General features: G+C 73.6%; 20 protein-coding genes and 1 pseudogene. 13 read left to right on the top strand and 8 right to left on the bottom strand.

The window, feature by feature from the left end:
- Window positions 1-2 precede the first annotated feature (2 nt).
- Genes FIV44_RS14435 through FIV44_RS14425 form a run of 3 tightly spaced genes read left to right on the top strand, consistent with a single transcriptional unit; the run spans window position 3 to window position 3,104 of the window.
- On the top strand, window positions 3-917 hold the full coding sequence (locus FIV44_RS14435; protein WP_181411182.1) for an ABC transporter permease: 915 nt from the start codon (window positions 3-5) through the stop codon (window positions 915-917).
- 13 nt (window positions 918-930) lie between these two features.
- Window positions 931-1,731: an ABC transporter permease gene (locus FIV44_RS14430; RefSeq protein ID WP_141005040.1), complete on the top strand. Its 801-nt coding sequence runs from the start codon at window positions 931-933 to the stop codon at window positions 1,729-1,731.
- A 29-nt stretch (window positions 1,732-1,760) separates the two neighbouring features.
- Entirely contained in the window at window positions 1,761-3,104 is a 1,344-nt protein-coding gene (locus FIV44_RS14425; RefSeq protein ID WP_141005039.1) for an NAD-dependent succinate-semialdehyde dehydrogenase, read from the top strand.
- Here the strand turns inward: FIV44_RS14425 and FIV44_RS14420 are convergent.
- Both FIV44_RS14420 and FIV44_RS14415 read right to left on the bottom strand, forming a co-directional pair.
- Window positions 3,085-3,336 (bottom strand): hypothetical protein, encoded by a 252-nt coding sequence (locus tag FIV44_RS14420; RefSeq protein WP_141005038.1) that lies wholly within the window; start codon window positions 3,334-3,336, stop codon window positions 3,085-3,087. The genes FIV44_RS14425 and FIV44_RS14420 overlap by 20 nt on opposite strands.
- Window positions 3,337-3,388: 52 nt before the next feature.
- Entirely contained in the window at window positions 3,389-3,778 is a 390-nt protein-coding gene (locus FIV44_RS14415; protein ID WP_141005037.1) for a VOC family protein, read from the bottom strand.
- Between the two features lie 50 nt (window positions 3,779-3,828).
- On the opposite strand from FIV44_RS14415, the gene FIV44_RS14410 reads away from it, so the two are divergent.
- Window positions 3,829-4,671, top strand: coding sequence for an AraC family transcriptional regulator (locus FIV44_RS14410; protein ID WP_141005036.1), 843 nt, complete (start codon window positions 3,829-3,831; stop codon window positions 4,669-4,671).
- Here the strand turns inward: FIV44_RS14410 and FIV44_RS14405 are convergent.
- The 3 genes from FIV44_RS14405 to FIV44_RS14395 are packed head-to-tail and all read right to left on the bottom strand — an operon-like array spanning window position 4,643 to window position 6,206.
- On the bottom strand, window positions 4,643-5,119 hold the full coding sequence (locus FIV44_RS14405) for a GNAT family N-acetyltransferase (protein WP_141005035.1): 477 nt from the start codon (window positions 5,117-5,119) through the stop codon (window positions 4,643-4,645). The two genes, FIV44_RS14410 and FIV44_RS14405, sit on opposite strands and share 29 nt — an antisense overlap.
- A complete protein-coding gene (locus tag FIV44_RS14400) occupies window positions 5,116-5,598 on the bottom strand; it encodes a GNAT family N-acetyltransferase (RefSeq protein WP_141007884.1) in 483 nt (160 codons plus the stop codon). The genes FIV44_RS14405 and FIV44_RS14400 overlap by 4 nt, the downstream gene beginning before the upstream one ends.
- Entirely contained in the window at window positions 5,595-6,206 is a 612-nt protein-coding gene (locus tag FIV44_RS14395; protein ID WP_181411181.1) for a TetR/AcrR family transcriptional regulator, read from the bottom strand. The genes FIV44_RS14400 and FIV44_RS14395 overlap by 4 nt, the downstream gene beginning before the upstream one ends.
- Window positions 6,207-6,257: 51 nt before the next feature.
- Here FIV44_RS14395 and FIV44_RS14390 point away from each other — a divergent pair, with 51 nt between their 5' ends.
- Window positions 6,258-7,313 (top strand): oxygenase MpaB family protein, encoded by a 1,056-nt coding sequence (locus FIV44_RS14390; protein WP_141005033.1) that lies wholly within the window; start codon window positions 6,258-6,260, stop codon window positions 7,311-7,313.
- Between the two features lie 75 nt (window positions 7,314-7,388).
- Window positions 7,389-7,658 (top strand): hypothetical protein, encoded by a 270-nt coding sequence (locus tag FIV44_RS14385; protein ID WP_141005032.1) that lies wholly within the window; start codon window positions 7,389-7,391, stop codon window positions 7,656-7,658.
- 54 nt (window positions 7,659-7,712) lie between these two features.
- Here the strand turns inward: FIV44_RS14385 and FIV44_RS14380 are convergent, their stop codons facing one another.
- On the bottom strand, window positions 7,713-8,348 hold the full coding sequence (locus FIV44_RS14380; RefSeq protein WP_141005031.1) for a pentapeptide repeat-containing protein: 636 nt from the start codon (window positions 8,346-8,348) through the stop codon (window positions 7,713-7,715).
- Window positions 8,349-8,449: 101 nt separating this feature from the next.
- Here FIV44_RS14380 and folE point away from each other — a divergent pair, with 101 nt between their 5' ends.
- The 3 genes and pseudogenes from folE (at window position 8,450) to FIV44_RS33210 (ending at window position 10,208) form a co-directional block, all read left to right on the top strand.
- Window positions 8,450-9,019 (top strand): GTP cyclohydrolase I FolE, encoded by a 570-nt coding sequence (gene folE, locus FIV44_RS14375; RefSeq protein ID WP_246086958.1) that lies wholly within the window; start codon window positions 8,450-8,452, stop codon window positions 9,017-9,019.
- Window positions 9,016-9,129, top strand: a pseudogene (locus FIV44_RS33215) (NAD(P)/FAD-dependent oxidoreductase); the annotation flags it as partial. The gene folE and the pseudogene FIV44_RS33215, both read left to right, overlap by 4 nt.
- 149 nt (window positions 9,130-9,278) lie before the next feature.
- Window positions 9,279-10,208 carry an NAD(P)/FAD-dependent oxidoreductase gene (locus FIV44_RS33210; protein ID WP_342778897.1) on the top strand — a complete coding sequence of 310 codons (930 nt, stop codon included), beginning with the start codon at window positions 9,279-9,281 and terminating at the stop codon, window positions 10,206-10,208.
- A gap of 101 nt (window positions 10,209-10,309) precedes the next feature.
- Here the strand turns inward: FIV44_RS33210 and FIV44_RS14365 are convergent, their stop codons facing one another.
- Complete coding sequence (locus FIV44_RS14365; RefSeq protein ID WP_141005029.1) at window positions 10,310-10,936, bottom strand: response regulator; 627 nt, start codon at window positions 10,934-10,936, stop codon at window positions 10,310-10,312.
- Entirely contained in the window at window positions 10,933-12,102 is a 1,170-nt protein-coding gene (locus FIV44_RS14360) for a sensor histidine kinase (protein WP_141005028.1), read from the bottom strand. The genes FIV44_RS14365 and FIV44_RS14360 overlap by 4 nt, the downstream gene beginning before the upstream one ends.
- 111 nt (window positions 12,103-12,213) lie before the next feature.
- Between FIV44_RS14360 and FIV44_RS14355 the strand changes: the two genes are divergently transcribed.
- The 4 genes from FIV44_RS14355 (at window position 12,214) to FIV44_RS14340 (ending at window position 15,806) form a co-directional block, all read left to right on the top strand.
- The gene (locus tag FIV44_RS14355; protein WP_141005027.1) at window positions 12,214-13,251 is read left to right on the top strand and encodes an SMP-30/gluconolactonase/LRE family protein; all 1,038 of its coding nucleotides are present in this window, start codon (window positions 12,214-12,216) and stop codon (window positions 13,249-13,251) included.
- The gene (locus FIV44_RS14350; protein WP_141005026.1) at window positions 13,248-14,501 is read left to right on the top strand and encodes an ankyrin repeat domain-containing protein; all 1,254 of its coding nucleotides are present in this window, start codon (window positions 13,248-13,250) and stop codon (window positions 14,499-14,501) included. The genes FIV44_RS14355 and FIV44_RS14350 overlap by 4 nt, the downstream gene beginning before the upstream one ends.
- 56 nt (window positions 14,502-14,557) lie before the next feature.
- A complete protein-coding gene (locus tag FIV44_RS14345; protein WP_141005025.1) occupies window positions 14,558-14,932 on the top strand; it encodes a hypothetical protein in 375 nt (124 codons plus the stop codon).
- Window positions 14,933-14,999: 67 nt separating this feature from the next.
- On the top strand, window positions 15,000-15,806 hold the full coding sequence (locus tag FIV44_RS14340; protein WP_141005024.1) for an ArsR/SmtB family transcription factor: 807 nt from the start codon (window positions 15,000-15,002) through the stop codon (window positions 15,804-15,806).
- Window positions 15,807-15,821 lie beyond the last annotated feature (15 nt).

Here is a 15,821-nt window from a genome sequence, read left to right as displayed (position 1 = left end):
TCATGTCCGCCACGTCCACCCAGACCCGGCCCGGCCGGACCACCGACCCCGCACCGCGGGGCCCGGTGGCCCGGCCGGGGTCCCGGCTGCTGCACCGCATGGTGTGGCTGCGACTCTCGCTCCTGCTGTCCGCGCCGCTCGCCTGGATGCTGCTCGTGTACGTCGTCGCGCTGGCGGCGCTGCTGATCACCTCGCTGTGGTCGGTGGACAGCCTGAGCAGCGAGATCGACCGCTCGTGGACGCTGGACAACTTCCGCACGCTCCTCGAGAACGAGGTCTACCGCAAGGTCGCCCTCCGCACGGTCGGCGTCGCGGCCGCGGTGACCGTGATCGACGTGGCCATCGCGCTGCCGATCGCCTTCTACATGGCGAAGGTCGCCTCGCCGCGGGTCCGCCGGATGCTCGTGGTCGCGGTGCTCACCCCGCTGTGGGCCAGCTACCTGGTCAAGGTCTTCGCCTGGCGGATCGTGCTGTCCGAGGGTGGCCTGGCCGAGTGGACCGGCATCGGCTCGCCCGGGTACGGGCTGACCGCGGTCGTCATCACCCAGGCCTACATCTGGCTGCCCTACGTCATCCTGCCGATCTACGCCGCGCTCGAGCGGGTCCCCGACTCGCTGCTCGAGGCGGCCGGCGACCTCGGCGCGCCCACCGGCATGGTGCTGCGCTCGATCGTGCTGCCGTTGCTCGTACCCGGCATCGTGGCCGGCGCGATCTTCAGCTTCTCGCTCACCATGGGCGACTACATCACCGTCAACATCGTCGGGGGCGCCAGCCAGATGCTCGGCAACCTGATCTTCATCAACGCCGGCGCGGCCAACAACCTGCCGCTGGCGGCGGCGATCGCGATGATCCCGATCGTGGTGATGCTCGTGCTGCTGACCGCGATCCGACGTACCGGCGCCCTGGAGAACCTGTGATGGAGAGCCTGCGATGACCCTCAGTCCGCTCGCCCGCCGGGTCCTGGCCGGCCTCACCTTCGGCGTGCTGGCGCTGATCTACCTTCCGCTGCTGATCGTGGTGGCCAACTCGGTCAACCCGAGCCAGTCGATGACCTGGCCGCCGCGGGGCGTCACCTTCGAGTGGTGGGAGCGGGCCGCGCACAGCTCCGGCGTCCGCGAGGCCCTGGTGACCAGCTTGCAGGTGGCGGTCGTCGCCACCGCGCTGGCGCTCCTGCTCGGCACGCTGCTCGCGCTCGCCCTGCAGCGGTACTCGTTCTTCGGCAAGAGCTCGGTCAACCTGCTGGTGATCCTGCCGATCGCGCTGCCCGGCGTGGTGACCGGCATCGCGCTCAACAACGGGTTCAAGGGGATCCTCGGCGTCGACCTGTCGATCTGGACGATCGTGATCGCGCACGCGACGTTCTGCATCGTCACCGTGTTCAACAACGTGCAGGCCCGGCTGCGGCGGCTCGGCACCAGCCTCGAGGAGGCCTCGGCCGACCTCGGCGCGGGGGTGCTCACCACCTTCCGGCTGGTCACCCTCCCGCAGCTCCGCTCGGCCCTCCTCGCAGGTGGCATGCTGGCCTTCGCACTGAGCTTCGACGAGATCATCGTGACCACGTTCACCGCCGGCAACGGCGCGACCACCCTCCCGATCTGGATTCTCAACAACATGTTCCGCCCCAACCAGGCGCCGGTGGTCAACGTCGTCGCCGTCGTCCTGATCGTCTTCTCGATCCTCCCCGTCTGGCTCGCGCAGCGACTGTCCTCGGACGTCGAGGCCGCCCGCTGACCTGCTGTTTCCGACCCGAAGGAGCCCCCATGACCGAGTACGCCGTCCGCAACCCCGCGACCGGGGAGCTGGTCGAGACCTTCCCCACCGCCACCGACGCCGAGGTCGCGGCCGCGGTCGACGCTGCCGCATCGGCGTACGCCTCGTGGGGGCGGACCTCGACCGTCGCCGACCGGGCCGCCCTGCTGCGCCGGGTCGCCGAGCTGCACCGTGAGCGCAGCGCCGAGCTGTCCGCCGCGATGGTCGAGGAGATGGGCAAGCCGCTCGAGGACGCCGAGGGCGAGGTCGACTTCTCGGCCGCGATCTACGAGTTCTACGCCGACAACGCCGAGCGCTTCCTGGCCGACGAGCCGATCGAGCTCGGCGACGGCGAGGGCACGGCCGTCATCCGGCGCGCGCCCGTCGGCGCCCTGCTCGGGATCATGCCGTGGAACTTCCCGGCGTACCAGGTCGCCCGGTTCGCCGCCCCCAACCTGGCGCTCGGCAACACCATCGTGCTCAAGCACGCCCCGCAGTGCCCGCGGTCGGCCGCGCTGCTCCAGCAGGTCTTCCTCGACGCCGGCTACCCGGAGGGCGCGTACGTCAACGTCTACGCGACGAACGAGCAGATCGCGGACGTGATCGCCGACCCGCGGATCCAGGGGGTCTCGCTGACCGGCTCGGAGCGTGCCGGCGCGGCCGTCGCGGAGATCGCCGGCCGCAACCTGAAGAAGTGCGTGCTCGAGCTCGGCGGCTCCGACCCGTTCGTCGTGCTCGGCAGCGACGACCTCGACGCCACGGTCGCGGCCGCGGTGTCAGCCCGGATGGAGAACACCGGGCAGGCCTGCAACGCCGGCAAGAGGTTCGTCGTCGTCGACGACCTCTACGACGACTTCGTCTCCCGCTTCACCGACGCCCTCCTCGCCGCCTCCCCCGGCTCGCCGCTCTCCTCGCTGGCCGCTGCCGAGAACCTCGGCCGCCAGGTCGAGGAGGCCGTCGCCGGCGGCGCCACCCTCGCCACCGCGGGCGAGCGCGACGGCGCGTTCTACCCGACCGGCGTGCTCTCCGGCATCGGCACCGACAACCCGGCGTACCGTCAGGAGCTGTTCGGCCCGGTCGCCATGGTGTTCCGCGCGACGGACGAGGACGACGCCGTCCGGATCGCCAATGACACCCCCTACGGCCTCGGGTCGTACGTCTTCACGGCGGATTCGGCCCAGGCGCAGCGGGTCGCCGACCAGATCGAGGCCGGCATGGTGTTCGTCAACGGCGTCGGCCTCGACGCCGCCGAGCTGCCCTTCGGCGGCATCAAGCGCTCCGGCTTCGGCCGCGAGCTCGGCCGCTACGGCATGGAGGAGTTCGTCAACAAGAAGCTCATCCGCACCGTGGGCTGACCGCCGCCGACTCCGTGGTCTCGGCGGCGAACCGGGCCGAGAGCAGGTCGACCAGGCCCGGCACGTCCGCCACGTCGAGCTGGAAGGTGGCCGTGCAGACGTTGTCGCGCCACAGCGACAGCACCACGAGCTCCGCCTCGGAGTGCCAGCTGACGCGCAGCGCACGGCCGTCTCCGCGGGCGTCCAGGTAGGCCGCGCCCGCGCTCGGGAGAGGGGGGTGCACCCGGCGCATCGCCCCATGATGCTCCCGGGTGCGCCCGCCTGTCACCGGTTCTCGGGAACCTCTAAGCCTCTTGCGGCGGGCACAGGCAGAACGGGTGCCCGTCGGGGTCGATCATCACCCGCCAGGAGCCACCGGCCTCGGCCGCCGGCTGGGTGCCGGCGACGGTGGCGCCCAGGGCGCGGGCGTGCTCGGTCGCGCTCTCGAGGTCGGGGACCCGGAAGTCCAGGTGGAACTGCTGGGGGTGCTCCTGGCCCGGCCACTCGGGGCGGGCGTAGTCGGCGACGGTCTGGAAGTTGAACGTGGCGCCGAGGACGGACGCCGAGGCGTAGCCGTACTCCGGGTAGTCGCCGGTGACCTCGCCGCCGGTCAGGTCGGCGTAGAACCGTGCCGCCTTCGCGGCGTCGGCGCTGTCGATGGTGAACGCGATGAGCTCGGTCACGGGAGAGGTCATGTCTCCACCTTCCCTCGGCGCACCGACAGTGTCTTGAAAGAATCCGACACATGCGCTGGAGACCCGACGGACCGCTCGACGTCGACGAGCCCGCGCACCTGCGCGACGTGCGGGGGTTCAGCCCGTCACTGCGGCGGTACGCCGCGCCGCCGGAGCTCGCGGACGTCGTACGCCGGTTCTGGTTGCCGGTCTGGTCGCTGCTGCCGGGGGAGACGTCGGTGCAGCGGGTGCTGCAGTACCCCGTCTGCCAGGTCGTGGTCGGTCACGACGGCGGCCAGCTGGTCGGGCCGCACGGCGGGCTGAACACGGAGGAGCTGAGCGGTGCCGGCTGGGTCGTCGGGGCGATGATGCAGCCGGCCGCCGGGCTCGCGCTGGTCGGCGGGCCGGTGGTCGGCCTGGTCGACCAGCGACGCGACCTGCGCGAGGTGGAGGCGCTCGACGGGGCCGGGCTGATCGCCGCCGTGCAGGCCGCGCTGGGCGACGACCCCGCCGAGATCGCCCGCCAGCAGGAGGCCTGCGCGCTGGTGGCCGAGGCGCTCGCCGTCCTGGCTCCGGCGGACGAGGAGGGCCGGCTGGTGAACGCGATCGTCGAGTACGTCGAGGGCGACCGCGAGGTGCAGCGGGTGTCGCAGGTGTGCGCGAAGTTCGACCTCGGCGAGCGGGCGCTGCAGCGGCTGACCCGGCGCCGGATCGGGCTCTCGCCGAAGTGGCTGGTCCAGCGGCGCCGGCTCCACGACGCGGCCGACCTGCTGCGGGCCGGGGAGGACGTCGACCTGGCGCGGGTCGCTGCCGAGCTGGGCTACGCCGACCAGGCCCACCTCACCCGGGACTTCCGCGCGGTCACCGGGCTGACGCCGGGGGAGTTCAGCGCGGGGCCGTGGCAGGGAGCCTGAGCTCGAGCAGCGGGAGCACGCGGCCGGGGATCGAGCCGGAGGGGGTGGCGCCGACCCGGACCGCGCCGGCGGCGCGGTAGAACGCCTCGGCGTTCGGGTCGGCGTCGATGGTGAGCAGCGTGAACCCGGCCGCCCGGGCCTCCTCGACCAGGTGCGTGACCAGGGCTCGGCCGACGCCGTGGCCGATCAGGTCCGGGTCGACGAACATCATGCCGAGGACGCCGGTGGGCGGCTCGCCCTCCAGGGTCCGGAAGCCGGCGATCCGGCCGTCGGGCAGCTCCGCCACGACGGTACGGCGGGCGGCGAGCTCGTCGTCGCGCATCGTCAGCTCGTCGCGGCACGCCTCCAGGAACCCGTCGTCGTAGCCCCAGTGGCCCTTCGAGCGCAGCGCGAGCTCGGTCAGGGCGGCGGCCTCACCGGGCCGGGCGGGGCGGAGCGCGGTGGTCACGTGAGCTCGCGGAGGTAGCAGAGCATGCGGTAGTCCTCGCCGGGCTGGATGTTCGTGAACCCGTGCCGCTCGTAGAACCGCCGGGTGTCGGCGTCGATCTCGTCGACGTTGATGTGGACCTCGATCCCGCCGCGCTGCTCGACCTCCGCGACCGCCCGCGTCAGCAGGGCCGTGCCGATGCCCTCGTCGCGCAGGGTCGGGACGACGTACAGCTCCTCGAGCTGGGCGAGCGGCCCGTCGCCGTACGGCGTGGGGCGGAGTGTGAGGAGGCCGAACCCGGTCGCCTCGCCGGTCGCCGGGTCCTCGGCCAGCACGACGAGCACGTCGGAGCGCGCCAGCAGCGTCGTGAACCGGTCGCCGAAGTCGGCGGCGCTCGGCGTGGGCGACCCGAACTCGGTGTTGAAGTCGAAGAGCAGCCCGCCGACGACATAGGCGTCGGCGGGGGTCGCGAGCCGGACCGCGGTCGCCGCGCCGGTCACGGGAGCCACGCCTTCGCCATCGAGCCGACCACGGCGGTGAGCCGCTCGGCGGTGAACCGGCCGGGGTCGGCCAGCACCAGCCGGCCGAAGTGGTCGAGGAGCGCGAGGATGCCGTGGGCGAGCACCTCGGCGTCCGCCCGGTCGCCGAGCACGCCCGCCACGAGCTGCTCGATGACCGCCCGGACCTGCTCGCGGTCGCCCTCGATCCGCTCCCGCACCACGTCCGGGACGTTCGCCGGCGACGTGAGGATCGCCCGCCAGGTCACCGGGTCGGCCAGCACCATGGCGTGCAGGGCCGGCGTCGCGCGCTCGACCACCGCGACCGGGTCCTCCCCGGCCGCGTCGAGCGGGAGCGCGCCGAACAGCTGGGCCAGCGCCCGCTCCTGCTGCCGGTCGAGCAGGGTCATCAGCAGCGGGCCGAGGCCGTCGAAGGCGCCGTACACGACCGGGCGGGTGACGCCCGCCTCCCGCGCGATCGCGTCGATCGAGACGCCGTCGTACCCGTCGCGGTCGATGATCGCCAGCGCGGCGTCGAGCAGCTGCTCGCGGCGCTCGGCCATCGGCACGCGCGGGGCGTACGGGCGTCGCTTGCGGGCGGGCTCGGGCATGGCTCCCACTCTAGGGTTCCATTTACTACACATCTGTAGCATTCTGGTCGCATGGCTCTCCGCAAGCGTGACATCGCCCCCGCCGAGGACTACGGCTTCTTCGGGCCCGACTCGGTGGCGTGGAAGGTGTGGGGCTACCCCACGTCGCTGACGATCGGCTTCAGCCGCGCGGTCGTCGTGGAGGAGCTCGACCCCAACCTGGTCGCGTCGGTCGACCGCACCCAGGACATCTACCGCCGGCCCAAGACCCGCTACGACCGCACCATCCACTACTTCGCGCTGGTCGCGTTCGGCGACAGCCGGACCACCGCCCGCGCGGCCGACGTCCTGGTCAAGGTGCACAGCAAGGCGATCGGGACCGAGCCCTACGGCGGCGGCCGGTACGACGCCAACGACCCCGACTCCCAGCTGTGGATCCTCGTCACGGGCTGGCACTCGGTGCTCAAGGCGTACGAGATGTACGGACCCGGCAAGCTGTCCGCGGCCGAGGAGGCGCAGTACTGGGCGGAGTGCGCCCGAGCCGCCGAGCTGCAGACCTGCGACCCGGACGATGTGCCGCGCTCCCGCGCCGAGCTGCACGCCTACTACGAGCGGATGCGCCCGCAGATGTCCGGCTCGCCGATCGCGCAGCGCGCGATGAAGCACCTGATGGACGTCAGCCAGCTCGCCGACGACCTGCCGGCCGTGCTGCGCCCGGCCCGCTGGGTGATCGGCCGGCTCTTCCGCGCCGGCGTCATCGCCACCCTGCCGCACTGGATGCGGCAGATGGGCGACGTCACCCAGCCGCGGGCCATGGACCTGCTCGCGCGCCCGGTGCTGCGCACCACCTTCGCCCTCCTGTCGGTGAGCAAGCGGCTCCAGCTGCGCATCCTCGGCCTGCTCTCGCCCAGCACGGTCCCGGTCGTCGCGCCGGTGCTGCTCGGCGTACCGCCGGCGAGCCCGGAGCTGCTCACCCCCACGCAGGCGCAGGAGCGCTACGGGTACGACCGGCCGGCCGAGGCGCACCTCGCCTGGCGGGCGAAGCAGCACGACAAGGTGTTCGGTCGTGGCGAGGCCCCCAGCGACGACGGCCTGGTCGAGTCGGAGCCGGTGCTCGGGGCGCGCTGACCCGGCTCGGGTCGCGGTCCCCGGCCGCCGCGGCTGACAGAGTGGCCCCACATCCGCCGTACCGAAGGAGAACCCGTGGGCCTCAACCCCGTCGCCGACGTCCTCAAGCGCACCGACAAGGTGCTCAAGAGCGCCGAGGCCGCCCTCGCCAGCGTCGACACGACGCTGGTCGACGTCGACGGCAAGCTCACCACGGTGGACGCCACCCTCGCCGAGACCCGCGACGTGCTCGGCCAGGTGCAGACCCTGCTCGGCGACCTCAACGACAAGCTCGTCCTGCTCGACGAGGTCCCGGAGCTGAAGGCCAAGCTCGACGCGGTGCTCGACGCCGTCCAGAAGGGCTGAGCCCGCCCGGCGCCGCCCCGGCGTCCGACTGCCGTGTTCGGCCGTATTCGGTTGTCAGGACTCCATCGGCACCGCCTCCTCCACCCGCGCCCCGAGCGCCCGCACCAGCGCGACCGCCTGGTCGAGGTCGACCACCGCGCCGGTCAGCGGCGTGGCCACCGGGTCGACGGAGGAGAGGTCGGAGCCGCGGAGGTCCGCTCCGGTCAGGTCCGCCTCGTGCAGCGACGCGCCGCCGAGGTCGACGTGGTGGATCGTGGCCCCGGCCAGTCGGGCGCCGCCGAGGTCGGCCTCGCGGAGGTCGACCCGGCGCAGCACGACCTTGCGCAGGTCGGCGCCCGGCAGCCCGACGAAGCGCCAGTTGCCGCCGACGACCTCGAGTGCGCCGAACCGGCAGCGGTCGAAGGTCGAGCCGACCAGCTTGCACCCCTCGAAGCGGGCGCCGAAGAAGGCGGACCTCGTGAAGGCGCAGTTGAGGAAGCCGGTGTCGGTGAACCGGCCGCCGTTGAGGTCGCACTCGCGGAACGAGCACTCCTCGAAGGTCGCGCCGCGGGCCACCACGTCGGTCAGGTCGACGTCGACGAACGCCAGCCGCCGGAACGCGCGCCCGGAGAGGTCGTCGCCGTCCCAGCGCTCGGAGACCACCTCGGAGTCGGTCGGTGGCGGCGGGGTGCCATGTCGTCGGTCAGCCATGGGAGGAGTCTGCGCGGAGGGTCCGACGGTTGACAGCGGCCGTCCACAGGTTCTAAATGGAAACCGTGACAGTTTTAGAGGATCGGTGGCACCCCCGGGTCGTGACCGACGGTCCGTCGATCGACCGCGCACGGGCCCACGGCGCGGCCGTCGACCTGCTCACCGCACTCGGCCTCGACCTCACCGTCGAGCACCTCGCGGACACCCCGCGCCGGATGGTCGACGCGCTGGTCGAGCTGACGTCGCCGCCGGAGTTCGAGCTGACGACCTTCCCCAACGACGACGAGTACGACGAGCTGGTGCTCGTCGAGGACATCCCGGTGCAGTCGCTGTGCGAGCACCACCTGCTCCCGTTCGTGGGCGTCGCGCACGTCGGCTACCTGCCGGGCGGGCGGATCCTGGGGCTGTCGAAGTTCGCGCGGATGGTCGACCACCACGCGCGCCGGCCGCAGACCCAGGAGCGGCTGACCAAGCGGATCGCCGACCACCTGCAGCGGGCGCTCGAGCCGCGCGGCGTGGGCGTCGTCCTCGACGCCCAGCACACCTGCATGAGCCTGCGCGGCGCGCGGGCCACCGGCTCCCGCACGCTGACGTCCGCGTTGTTCGGACAGCTGCGTGACGACGCCCGGAGCCGATCCGAGTTCCTGGACCTGACGAGGGGGCGGCGATGAACGTCGTGATCATCGGAGCCGGACTGGCCGCGGCCAACGCGGTCGCCGAGCTGCGCGAGCAGGGCCACACGGGCGACATCGTCGTCGTGGGCGAGGAGCCGCACCTGCCGTACGAGCGCCCGCCCCTCTCCAAGGGCCTGCTGCTCGGCTCGGCCGAGCCGGACGCGGCGTTCGTCCACCCCGGGAGTGGTACGACGAGCAGCAGGTCGACGTCCGGGTCGGCACCGTCGTCACCGGGATCGACCTCGACCGCGGGCGGGTGCGGCTCGGCGCCGGCGGGCTGCCGTACGACCGGCTGCTCCTCGCGACCGGCGCGACCCCGCGGCACCTCGCGATGGCGGACACGTCGGGTGCCCCGGTCCTCCACCTGCGCACCCTCGACGACGCGCTGGCGTTGCGCGACCGGCTGACCGAAGGCGCGCGGATCGCGATCATCGGCGCCGGCTGGATCGGCCTCGAGGTGGCCTCCGCGGCACGCCAGCGCGGCGCCTCGGTGACCGTCCTCGAGTCCGCGTCGCTGCCCCTGCAGCGGGTGCTCGGCGACGAGATCGCGACCGTCTTCGCCGACCTGCACCGCGAGCACGGCGTCGACCTCCGCCTCGGCGCGAGCGTGACCGGGGTCGAGCACGACGACGGGAAGGCGGTCGTCCGGGTCGAGGACGGCGAGCCGGTCGTCGCCGACCTGCTCGTCGTCGCCGTGGGCGTCACCCCGAACGACCGGCTCGCCGCCGACGCGGGCCTCGCGGTGGACAACGGCGTCCTCGTCGACGCCCGGCTCCGCGCCTCCGACCCCCACGTGTTCGCCGCCGGCGACCTCGCCGACCAGAACCACCCCGTCCTCGGCAGGATCCGCGTCGAGCACTGGGACACCGCCATCCACCAGGGCCGCCACGCCGCGCGGGTCATGCTCGGCGGCGACGAGCCCTACACCCGGCTGCCGTACTTCTTCACCGACCAGTACGACCTCGGCATGGAGTACGTCGGCCACGGCGCCGGGTACGACGACCTCGTGGTCCGCGGCGACCTCGCCGCCCGGCAGGCGAGCGTGCTCTGGCTGCGCGGCGACCGGGTGGTCGCCGGCATGCACCTCAACGACTGGGACGCGATCGAGCCGCTGCGCGCGGTGGTCGGCGTTGGGGCCACCGACGCCGTCCGCGATCCTTCGGTGCCGCTGGCCGACCTGGCCTGACCCGCGGCGCGGTGGGGGTCGTGTGCCTGACACCGTGGACATCCGGGTTCTCAGGCACACGACCACCCGGCCCCGGCCGGGCGGCCCGCCAAGCCGCCCCCTCAGGCCCGGATGATGCGGCGCTCGATGGCGGCCGCGACGGCGCCGGCGCGGGTGTCGACGCCGAGCTTGGTGTAGATGTGCGAGAGGTGCGACTTCACGGTCGCCTCGGAGACGAACAGCTCGCGCGCCATCTCCTTGTTGCCGAGCCCGCGGGAGAGCAGCTCGAGCACCTCGACCTCGCGCTCGGTGATGGTGGTCGCGCCGGGCGTCGTACGACGCACCAGCGTCGCGGCGACCGACGGCGCCAGCACCGTCTCGCCGCGCGCCGTGGCGCGGATCCCGGCGAACAGCTCGTCGGGCGGGGCATCCTTGAGCAGGTACCCGCGCGCCCCCGCCTCCAGCGCGCGCAGGATGTCCGACTCGGTGTCGTAGGTCGTCAGCACCAGCACCTCGGGCGGCTCGGCCAGCGCCCGCAGCGTCGCGGTCACCTCGGCGCCGCCGGCCTCGCCGGGCCCGAGCGAGAGGTCCATCAGTACGACGTCGGGCCGGTCGGCCGTCACCACGGCGACGGCCGAGGCGAGCCCGTCGGCCTCGCCGACCACGGTCAGGTCCCCCTGTCCGTCGACGAGGGCGCGCAGCCCGGCCCGGACCACGGGGTGGTCGTCGACCAGCACGATCCGGATCATGGCCGCTCCTGTCGGAGGTGGAGGGGGAAGCGGACCGAGACGGTGGTGCCCTCGTCCGGCGCGCTCTCGACGTCGGCGCGGCCGCCGAGGGCCGCCGCCCGGTCGCGGATCCCGGCCAGGCCGCGGCCTCGCGTCCCGGAGGCCCGCACCTGCGTGGGATCGAACCCGCGGCCGTCGTCGCGCACGTCGAGCACCACCTCGTCCGGGTGGTAGGTCAGCGTCAGCGCCACCCGCCCGGCGCCCGCGTGCTCGCGGACGTTGGCGAGCGCGCCGCGCGCGGTGCGGACCAGTGCCGCCGCGACCTCGGCGGGTACGACGGCGGGCGAGCCGTCGACGCGGACCTCCACCTGCACGCCCACGAGCGACGCCCGCGCCGCCGCGGTGCGCAGCGCGTCCGGCAGGGCCGCGGCGGTGGCGGCGAGGTCGGCGGGGGCGAGGTCGCGCACCACGCGGCGTACCTCGTCGAGGCCGTCGCGCGCGGTGGAGGCGGCGGTCCGGACGTGCTCCCGCGAGGTCGCCGGCTGCGTGTCCCAGGAGCGCTCGGCCGCCTGGAGGAGCAGGTTGATGCTGGACAGGCCCTGCCCGACGGAGTCGTGGATCTCCCGCGACAGGCGGGTCCGCTCGGCCAGCGCGCCGACCTCGGCCTGCGCGTGCTGGCGGGCCAGGGACTCCAGGTCCAGCGCGCGATAGGCCAGCACGGTCACCAGCGCGACCCCGATCGGGCCCGCGACCTGCACCGGGTCGAAGCCGTCGGTGATCCGCTGCCAGGCGGCGGTGAGCAGCACCGTCATCGCGACCACGGTGCCCACCGCCCAGCCGAACGGCAGCACCTGGAGCACCGCGAACGCCACCGGCACCGCGCACCAGGCGAACGACGGCGCGACCGCGGTGAGCGCGCCCCAGAGCACGACCATCCCGGTCACCCACGCCGTCGGCCACCAGGCGCGGCCGGCCAGCAGCCCCCGGGTGGCGTACGCCAGCCCGAGCACCAGCGCGCCCGCCAGTACGGCTATCCCGGCGGCGTCGAGGCCGTGCCGGTCGACGTACCGCACCGCGCAGGTGACGAGCAGCACCACCAGCACCACGAGCAGCCACCGGTCGAGGCGGCCGGCGGGGGCGAGGATGCCGCGCTCGCCGGGGCGGCGGGCGGGCTCGGAGACAGTCATGGCTCGCCCAGCGTAGGGAGCAGGGCCGACGACGGCATCAACCATTCGGCTATCGAGGGGTAGCCGGCTGCCCGACGCCCCGGCCCCGGTCGCCGCCGCAGAGTGGAGCCCATGAAGCGAACCCACCTCATCGCCAGCTCCCTGCTCGTCGCGACGACCGCCGCCGCGGGCCTGACGGGTACGACGGCCGCGACCGCCGCGGACCGGGACCACGGCCGCGCCGCGACCTACCTGCTCGCCGGCGATCCGGTCGACGCCGCCAACCCGGCCGGCTCGAAGTTCGAGGGCATCGGCGCCGACGAGCGCCGCGGCCGGTTCTACGTCAGCGAGGTCACCGGAGGCGAGCTGCATCGTGGGATCGTGCCTCGGAAGCGCACCGAGAACGGGGTTGAGGTCGGCACCGCCCGGACCCGCGAGTGGCTCGCCGGCCACGGCACCGACGGCCGGTACACCGCCCGCGGCATCGCCGTCGACACGAAGGGCCGCGTCTACATCGCCGGCGGCCCCAACGGGATCGGCGACGGCGGCGTCGACAACGGCCGCCCGGACCTGTGGGTCTACAACAGGAAGGGCAGGCTGCTCGCCGCCCTGCAGACGCCCGGCAACGACGTCTTCCTCAACGACGTCGCGATCGGCCCCGACGGCGCGGCGTACTTCACCGACTCCAACGACGCCCAGCTCTTCCGCGTCGCCAAGGGCCGCAACGGCTGGAAGGTACGGCTGTGGGCCGACGCCACCGACCGGATCGCCCGGGAGACCGGCTTCAACCTCGGCGGCATCACGCTGACCCCGGACCGGAAGGCCTTCGTGGTCGCGCAGGGCAACACCGGCCGGCTGTGGCGGTTCGCGCTGAAGACGGGCAAGGCGACTCCGATCCGGACCGGTGGCGCGGACCTCGTCGACGCCGACGGCCTGGTGCTGCAGGGCAGCCGCCTGACCGTGGTCCGCAACTTCAGCAGGCAGGTCGCGACCCTGCGGCTCTCCGCCGACGGCCGCCGCGCGAAGCTGATCCGCCAGCGGGCCAGCTCGCCCGATCGCGTGCTGACCACCGCCGCGGAGCTGCGTGGCCAGATCCTGTACGTCGACAGCAAGTTCGACGAGGAGATCGCCTCCGGTCCCTACGAGGTGATCGCGGACCCGACCCGATGAACGCCCGGCGCGGCATCGCCGGTGCCGCCGTCCTCCCGCTCGCGCTCGTCCTGGGCGCGTGCGGGGGCGGCGGTCCCGCCGCGTCGCCGGGGCCCACCCCCGACGCGAGCCCCGAGGCGGGCCGTACGACAGGCACCGCCGCACCTGCCGTCCCGCAGGCCGAGCTGGACCAGCGGCTCCGCGACGCCGCCTGGCGCGACGACGTGAAGGCCGTGCGCCGGCTGGTCCGGCAGGGCGCCGACGTCAACGCCAAGGACGACACCGAGCAGTCGGCGTACCTCGTCGCGACCAGCGAGGGGTACCTCGACCTGCTCCGGCTCACCCTCCGCAACGGTGCGAGGGTGAACGACAAGGACGGCTGGAACGGCACCGGCCTGATCCGCGCCGCCGAGCGCGGGCACGCCCTCGTCGTCGGCGAGCTGCTGCGGGCCGGCATCGACCGCGACCACGTCAACCGGATCGGCTACCAGGCGATCCACGAGGCGGTGTGGCTGGGAGAGGACACGGCGGCGTACGCCGCCACCGTGCGGGTGCTCGCCGCCGGCGGCGTCGAGCTCGACCGCGTCTCGCCGTCGGCGGGGCTGACCCCGCTGCAGATGGCCCGCGAGCGCGGGTACGACGGACTGGAGAGGATCCTGGCCACGATGACCACCGCCGACCTGCCCGCCGACCCCGACGCGGCGCTGCTGCGGGCCGCCGAGCGCGGCGACGCCGACGCGGTGGCGCTCGCGCTGCGCGCCGGAGCCGACCTCGAGGCGCGCGACGCGCACCGTCGTACCGCCCTCCTCCTCGCCAGCACCTTCGACCGCGTGGCCGTCGCCCGGCTGCTCGTCGCGATGGGTGCCGACCCGGACGCGCTCGACGACCGCCACGACACCCCGTGGCTGGTCACCGGCGTGACCGGCAGCGTGGCCATGCTGGAGGCGCTGCTCCCGGCGAACCCGGACCTCACCATCCGCAACCGGTACGGCGGCCTCTCGCCGATCCCCGCCGGCGAGCGCGGCCACGTCGACTACATCCGTCGCGTCGTCGAGACCGAGGTCGACCTCGACCACGTCAACGACCTCGGCTGGACCGCCCTGCTGGAGGCGATCATCCTCGGCGACGGCGGCGAGCCCTACCGGGAGATCGTCCGGATCCTGCTCGACGCCGGCGTCGACCCCGCCGTCGCCGACCGCGACGGCGTCACGCCGCTCCAGCACGCCCAGCAGCGCGGGTACGACGAGATCGCGGCCCTGCTGCGCCGGTGAGCCTGGTCGCCGGGGACCGCGTTTGCCGCCCCGCGGGTGCGGGGAGGCTCCCGGGCATGTGGGAGCAGTACGAGAAGCCGGACGACGATCAGGGACGGCCCGCCGCGAGCTCGGGGGTGCCGGATCCCGGCCTGTCCACCGGGCGGTCGACCCGCACCGGGGGTGACGCGGGCGCCGGTGTCGCGCTGGGCATCGTCGGGGCCCTGGCGGCGGTCGTGATCGGGATCGTGGTGGCGTCCTCGGCGGGCTCGACGACCAACCGGGAGTCCGACGACTCCGACTGGTACGCCTGCATCGCCGAGCAGAAGGCCCAGGCCCGCGGCGGCCTGCTCTCGCCGGCCGATCTCTGCGAGATCGGGCACGAGCGGCCGTCGGGCTACGTCGACGACGACGAGTACGACCCACTCGGCCGCGACGGATCCCGTTACTGAGCCTGAAGCGGCGCCTCGCGTCCCATGCGCCTTGCAATAGGCAGGCAATTGCCTGCATGATGGCGCGGTGGATGCGGACGCGGTGTTCAAGGCCCTGGCCGACGCCGGCCGCCGGCGGCTGCTGGACATGCTGCACGAGCGGTCGGGCCGGACCCTGGGCGAGCTCTGCGAGGGACTCGCCATGCGGCGGCAGTCGGTCAGCCAGCACCTCGACCTGCTGGAGGCCGCGGGCCTGGTGACGTCGGTGCGCGACGGTCGGCGCAAGCTGCACTACCTCAACGCCGTACCGATCCACGAGATCCAGCGCCGCTGGATCTGGAAGTTCGAGGAGCCGCGGCTGGCGGCCCTGGACGCCATCAAGCAGCGAGCCGAGGAGTACGCCATGACCGTCCCGGACTACGTCTACACCACCTACATCCGCGCCACCCCGGAGCAGGTGTGGCGGGCGCTGACCGATCCCGAGCTGACCGGCCGGTTCTGGGGGCACGCGCAGGTGTCCGACTGGCAGGTGGGCAGCAGGGTCGACCACGTGCGGGTCGACGGGTCGGGCGTCGCGGACGCCGCCGGGCGGGTGATCGAGGTGGATCGCCCGCGCCGCCTGGTGTTCGGCTTCGACGATCCCGCGCGCGTCGCCGACCCGACGTTCGAGCCGAGCGTGGTCGCCTTCGAGATCGAGCCCGGCCGCGACATCGTAAGGCTCACCGTCACCCACACCCTCCTGGCGAGCGTGGACGATCTCCACGCCATCGGCCAGGGCTGGCCGGCCGTGCTCGCGAACCTCAAGACCCTGCTGGAGACCGGCGACGTGCTGCCGCAGGAGCCCTGGGCGTTCCACGCCGAGGAGCGTGCCGCCCAGATGGCGAAGAACGGCTGACCACGGGGCAGCGAC

This window comes from Nocardioides humi, from assembly GCF_006494775.1.
In the GTDB taxonomy this organism is placed as follows: Bacteria; Actinomycetota; Actinomycetes; order Propionibacteriales; family Nocardioidaceae; genus Nocardioides; species Nocardioides humi.
Note: the sequence above shows the minus strand (reverse complement) of the source record. Positions and strands in the feature narration are given on the sequence as shown.

Excerpts from the sequence above, each read along its gene's own strand:
- FIV44_RS14350 (WP_141005026.1), top strand. The coding sequence starts at position 13,248 with ATGAACGCCCGGCGCGGCATCGCCGGTGCCGCCGTCCTCCCGCTCGCG.
- FIV44_RS14410 (WP_141005036.1), top strand. The coding sequence starts at position 3,829 with ATGCGCTGGAGACCCGACGGACCGCTCGACGTCGACGAGCCCGCGCAC.
- FIV44_RS14365 (WP_141005029.1), bottom strand. The coding sequence starts at position 10,936 with ATGATCCGGATCGTGCTGGTCGACGACCACCCCGTGGTCCGGGCCGGG.
- FIV44_RS14395 (WP_181411181.1), bottom strand. The coding sequence starts at position 6,206 with ATGCCCGAGCCCGCCCGCAAGCGACGCCCGTACGCCCCGCGCGTGCCG.
- FIV44_RS14345 (WP_141005025.1), top strand. The coding sequence starts at position 14,558 with ATGTGGGAGCAGTACGAGAAGCCGGACGACGATCAGGGACGGCCCGCC.
- FIV44_RS14420 (WP_141005038.1), bottom strand. The coding sequence starts at position 3,336 with ATGCGCCGGGTGCACCCCCCTCTCCCGAGCGCGGGCGCGGCCTACCTG.
- FIV44_RS14355 (WP_141005027.1), top strand. The coding sequence starts at position 12,214 with ATGAAGCGAACCCACCTCATCGCCAGCTCCCTGCTCGTCGCGACGACC.
- FIV44_RS14415 (WP_141005037.1), bottom strand. The coding sequence starts at position 3,778 with ATGACCTCTCCCGTGACCGAGCTCATCGCGTTCACCATCGACAGCGCC.
- FIV44_RS14425 (WP_141005039.1), top strand. The coding sequence starts at position 1,761 with ATGACCGAGTACGCCGTCCGCAACCCCGCGACCGGGGAGCTGGTCGAG.
- FIV44_RS14430 (WP_141005040.1), top strand. The coding sequence starts at position 931 with ATGACCCTCAGTCCGCTCGCCCGCCGGGTCCTGGCCGGCCTCACCTTC.
- FIV44_RS14435 (WP_181411182.1), top strand. The coding sequence starts at position 3 with ATGTCCGCCACGTCCACCCAGACCCGGCCCGGCCGGACCACCGACCCC.
- FIV44_RS14380 (WP_141005031.1), bottom strand. The coding sequence starts at position 8,348 with ATGGCTGACCGACGACATGGCACCCCGCCGCCACCGACCGACTCCGAG.
- FIV44_RS14390 (WP_141005033.1), top strand. The coding sequence starts at position 6,258 with ATGGCTCTCCGCAAGCGTGACATCGCCCCCGCCGAGGACTACGGCTTC.
- FIV44_RS14360 (WP_141005028.1), bottom strand. The coding sequence starts at position 12,102 with ATGACTGTCTCCGAGCCCGCCCGCCGCCCCGGCGAGCGCGGCATCCTC.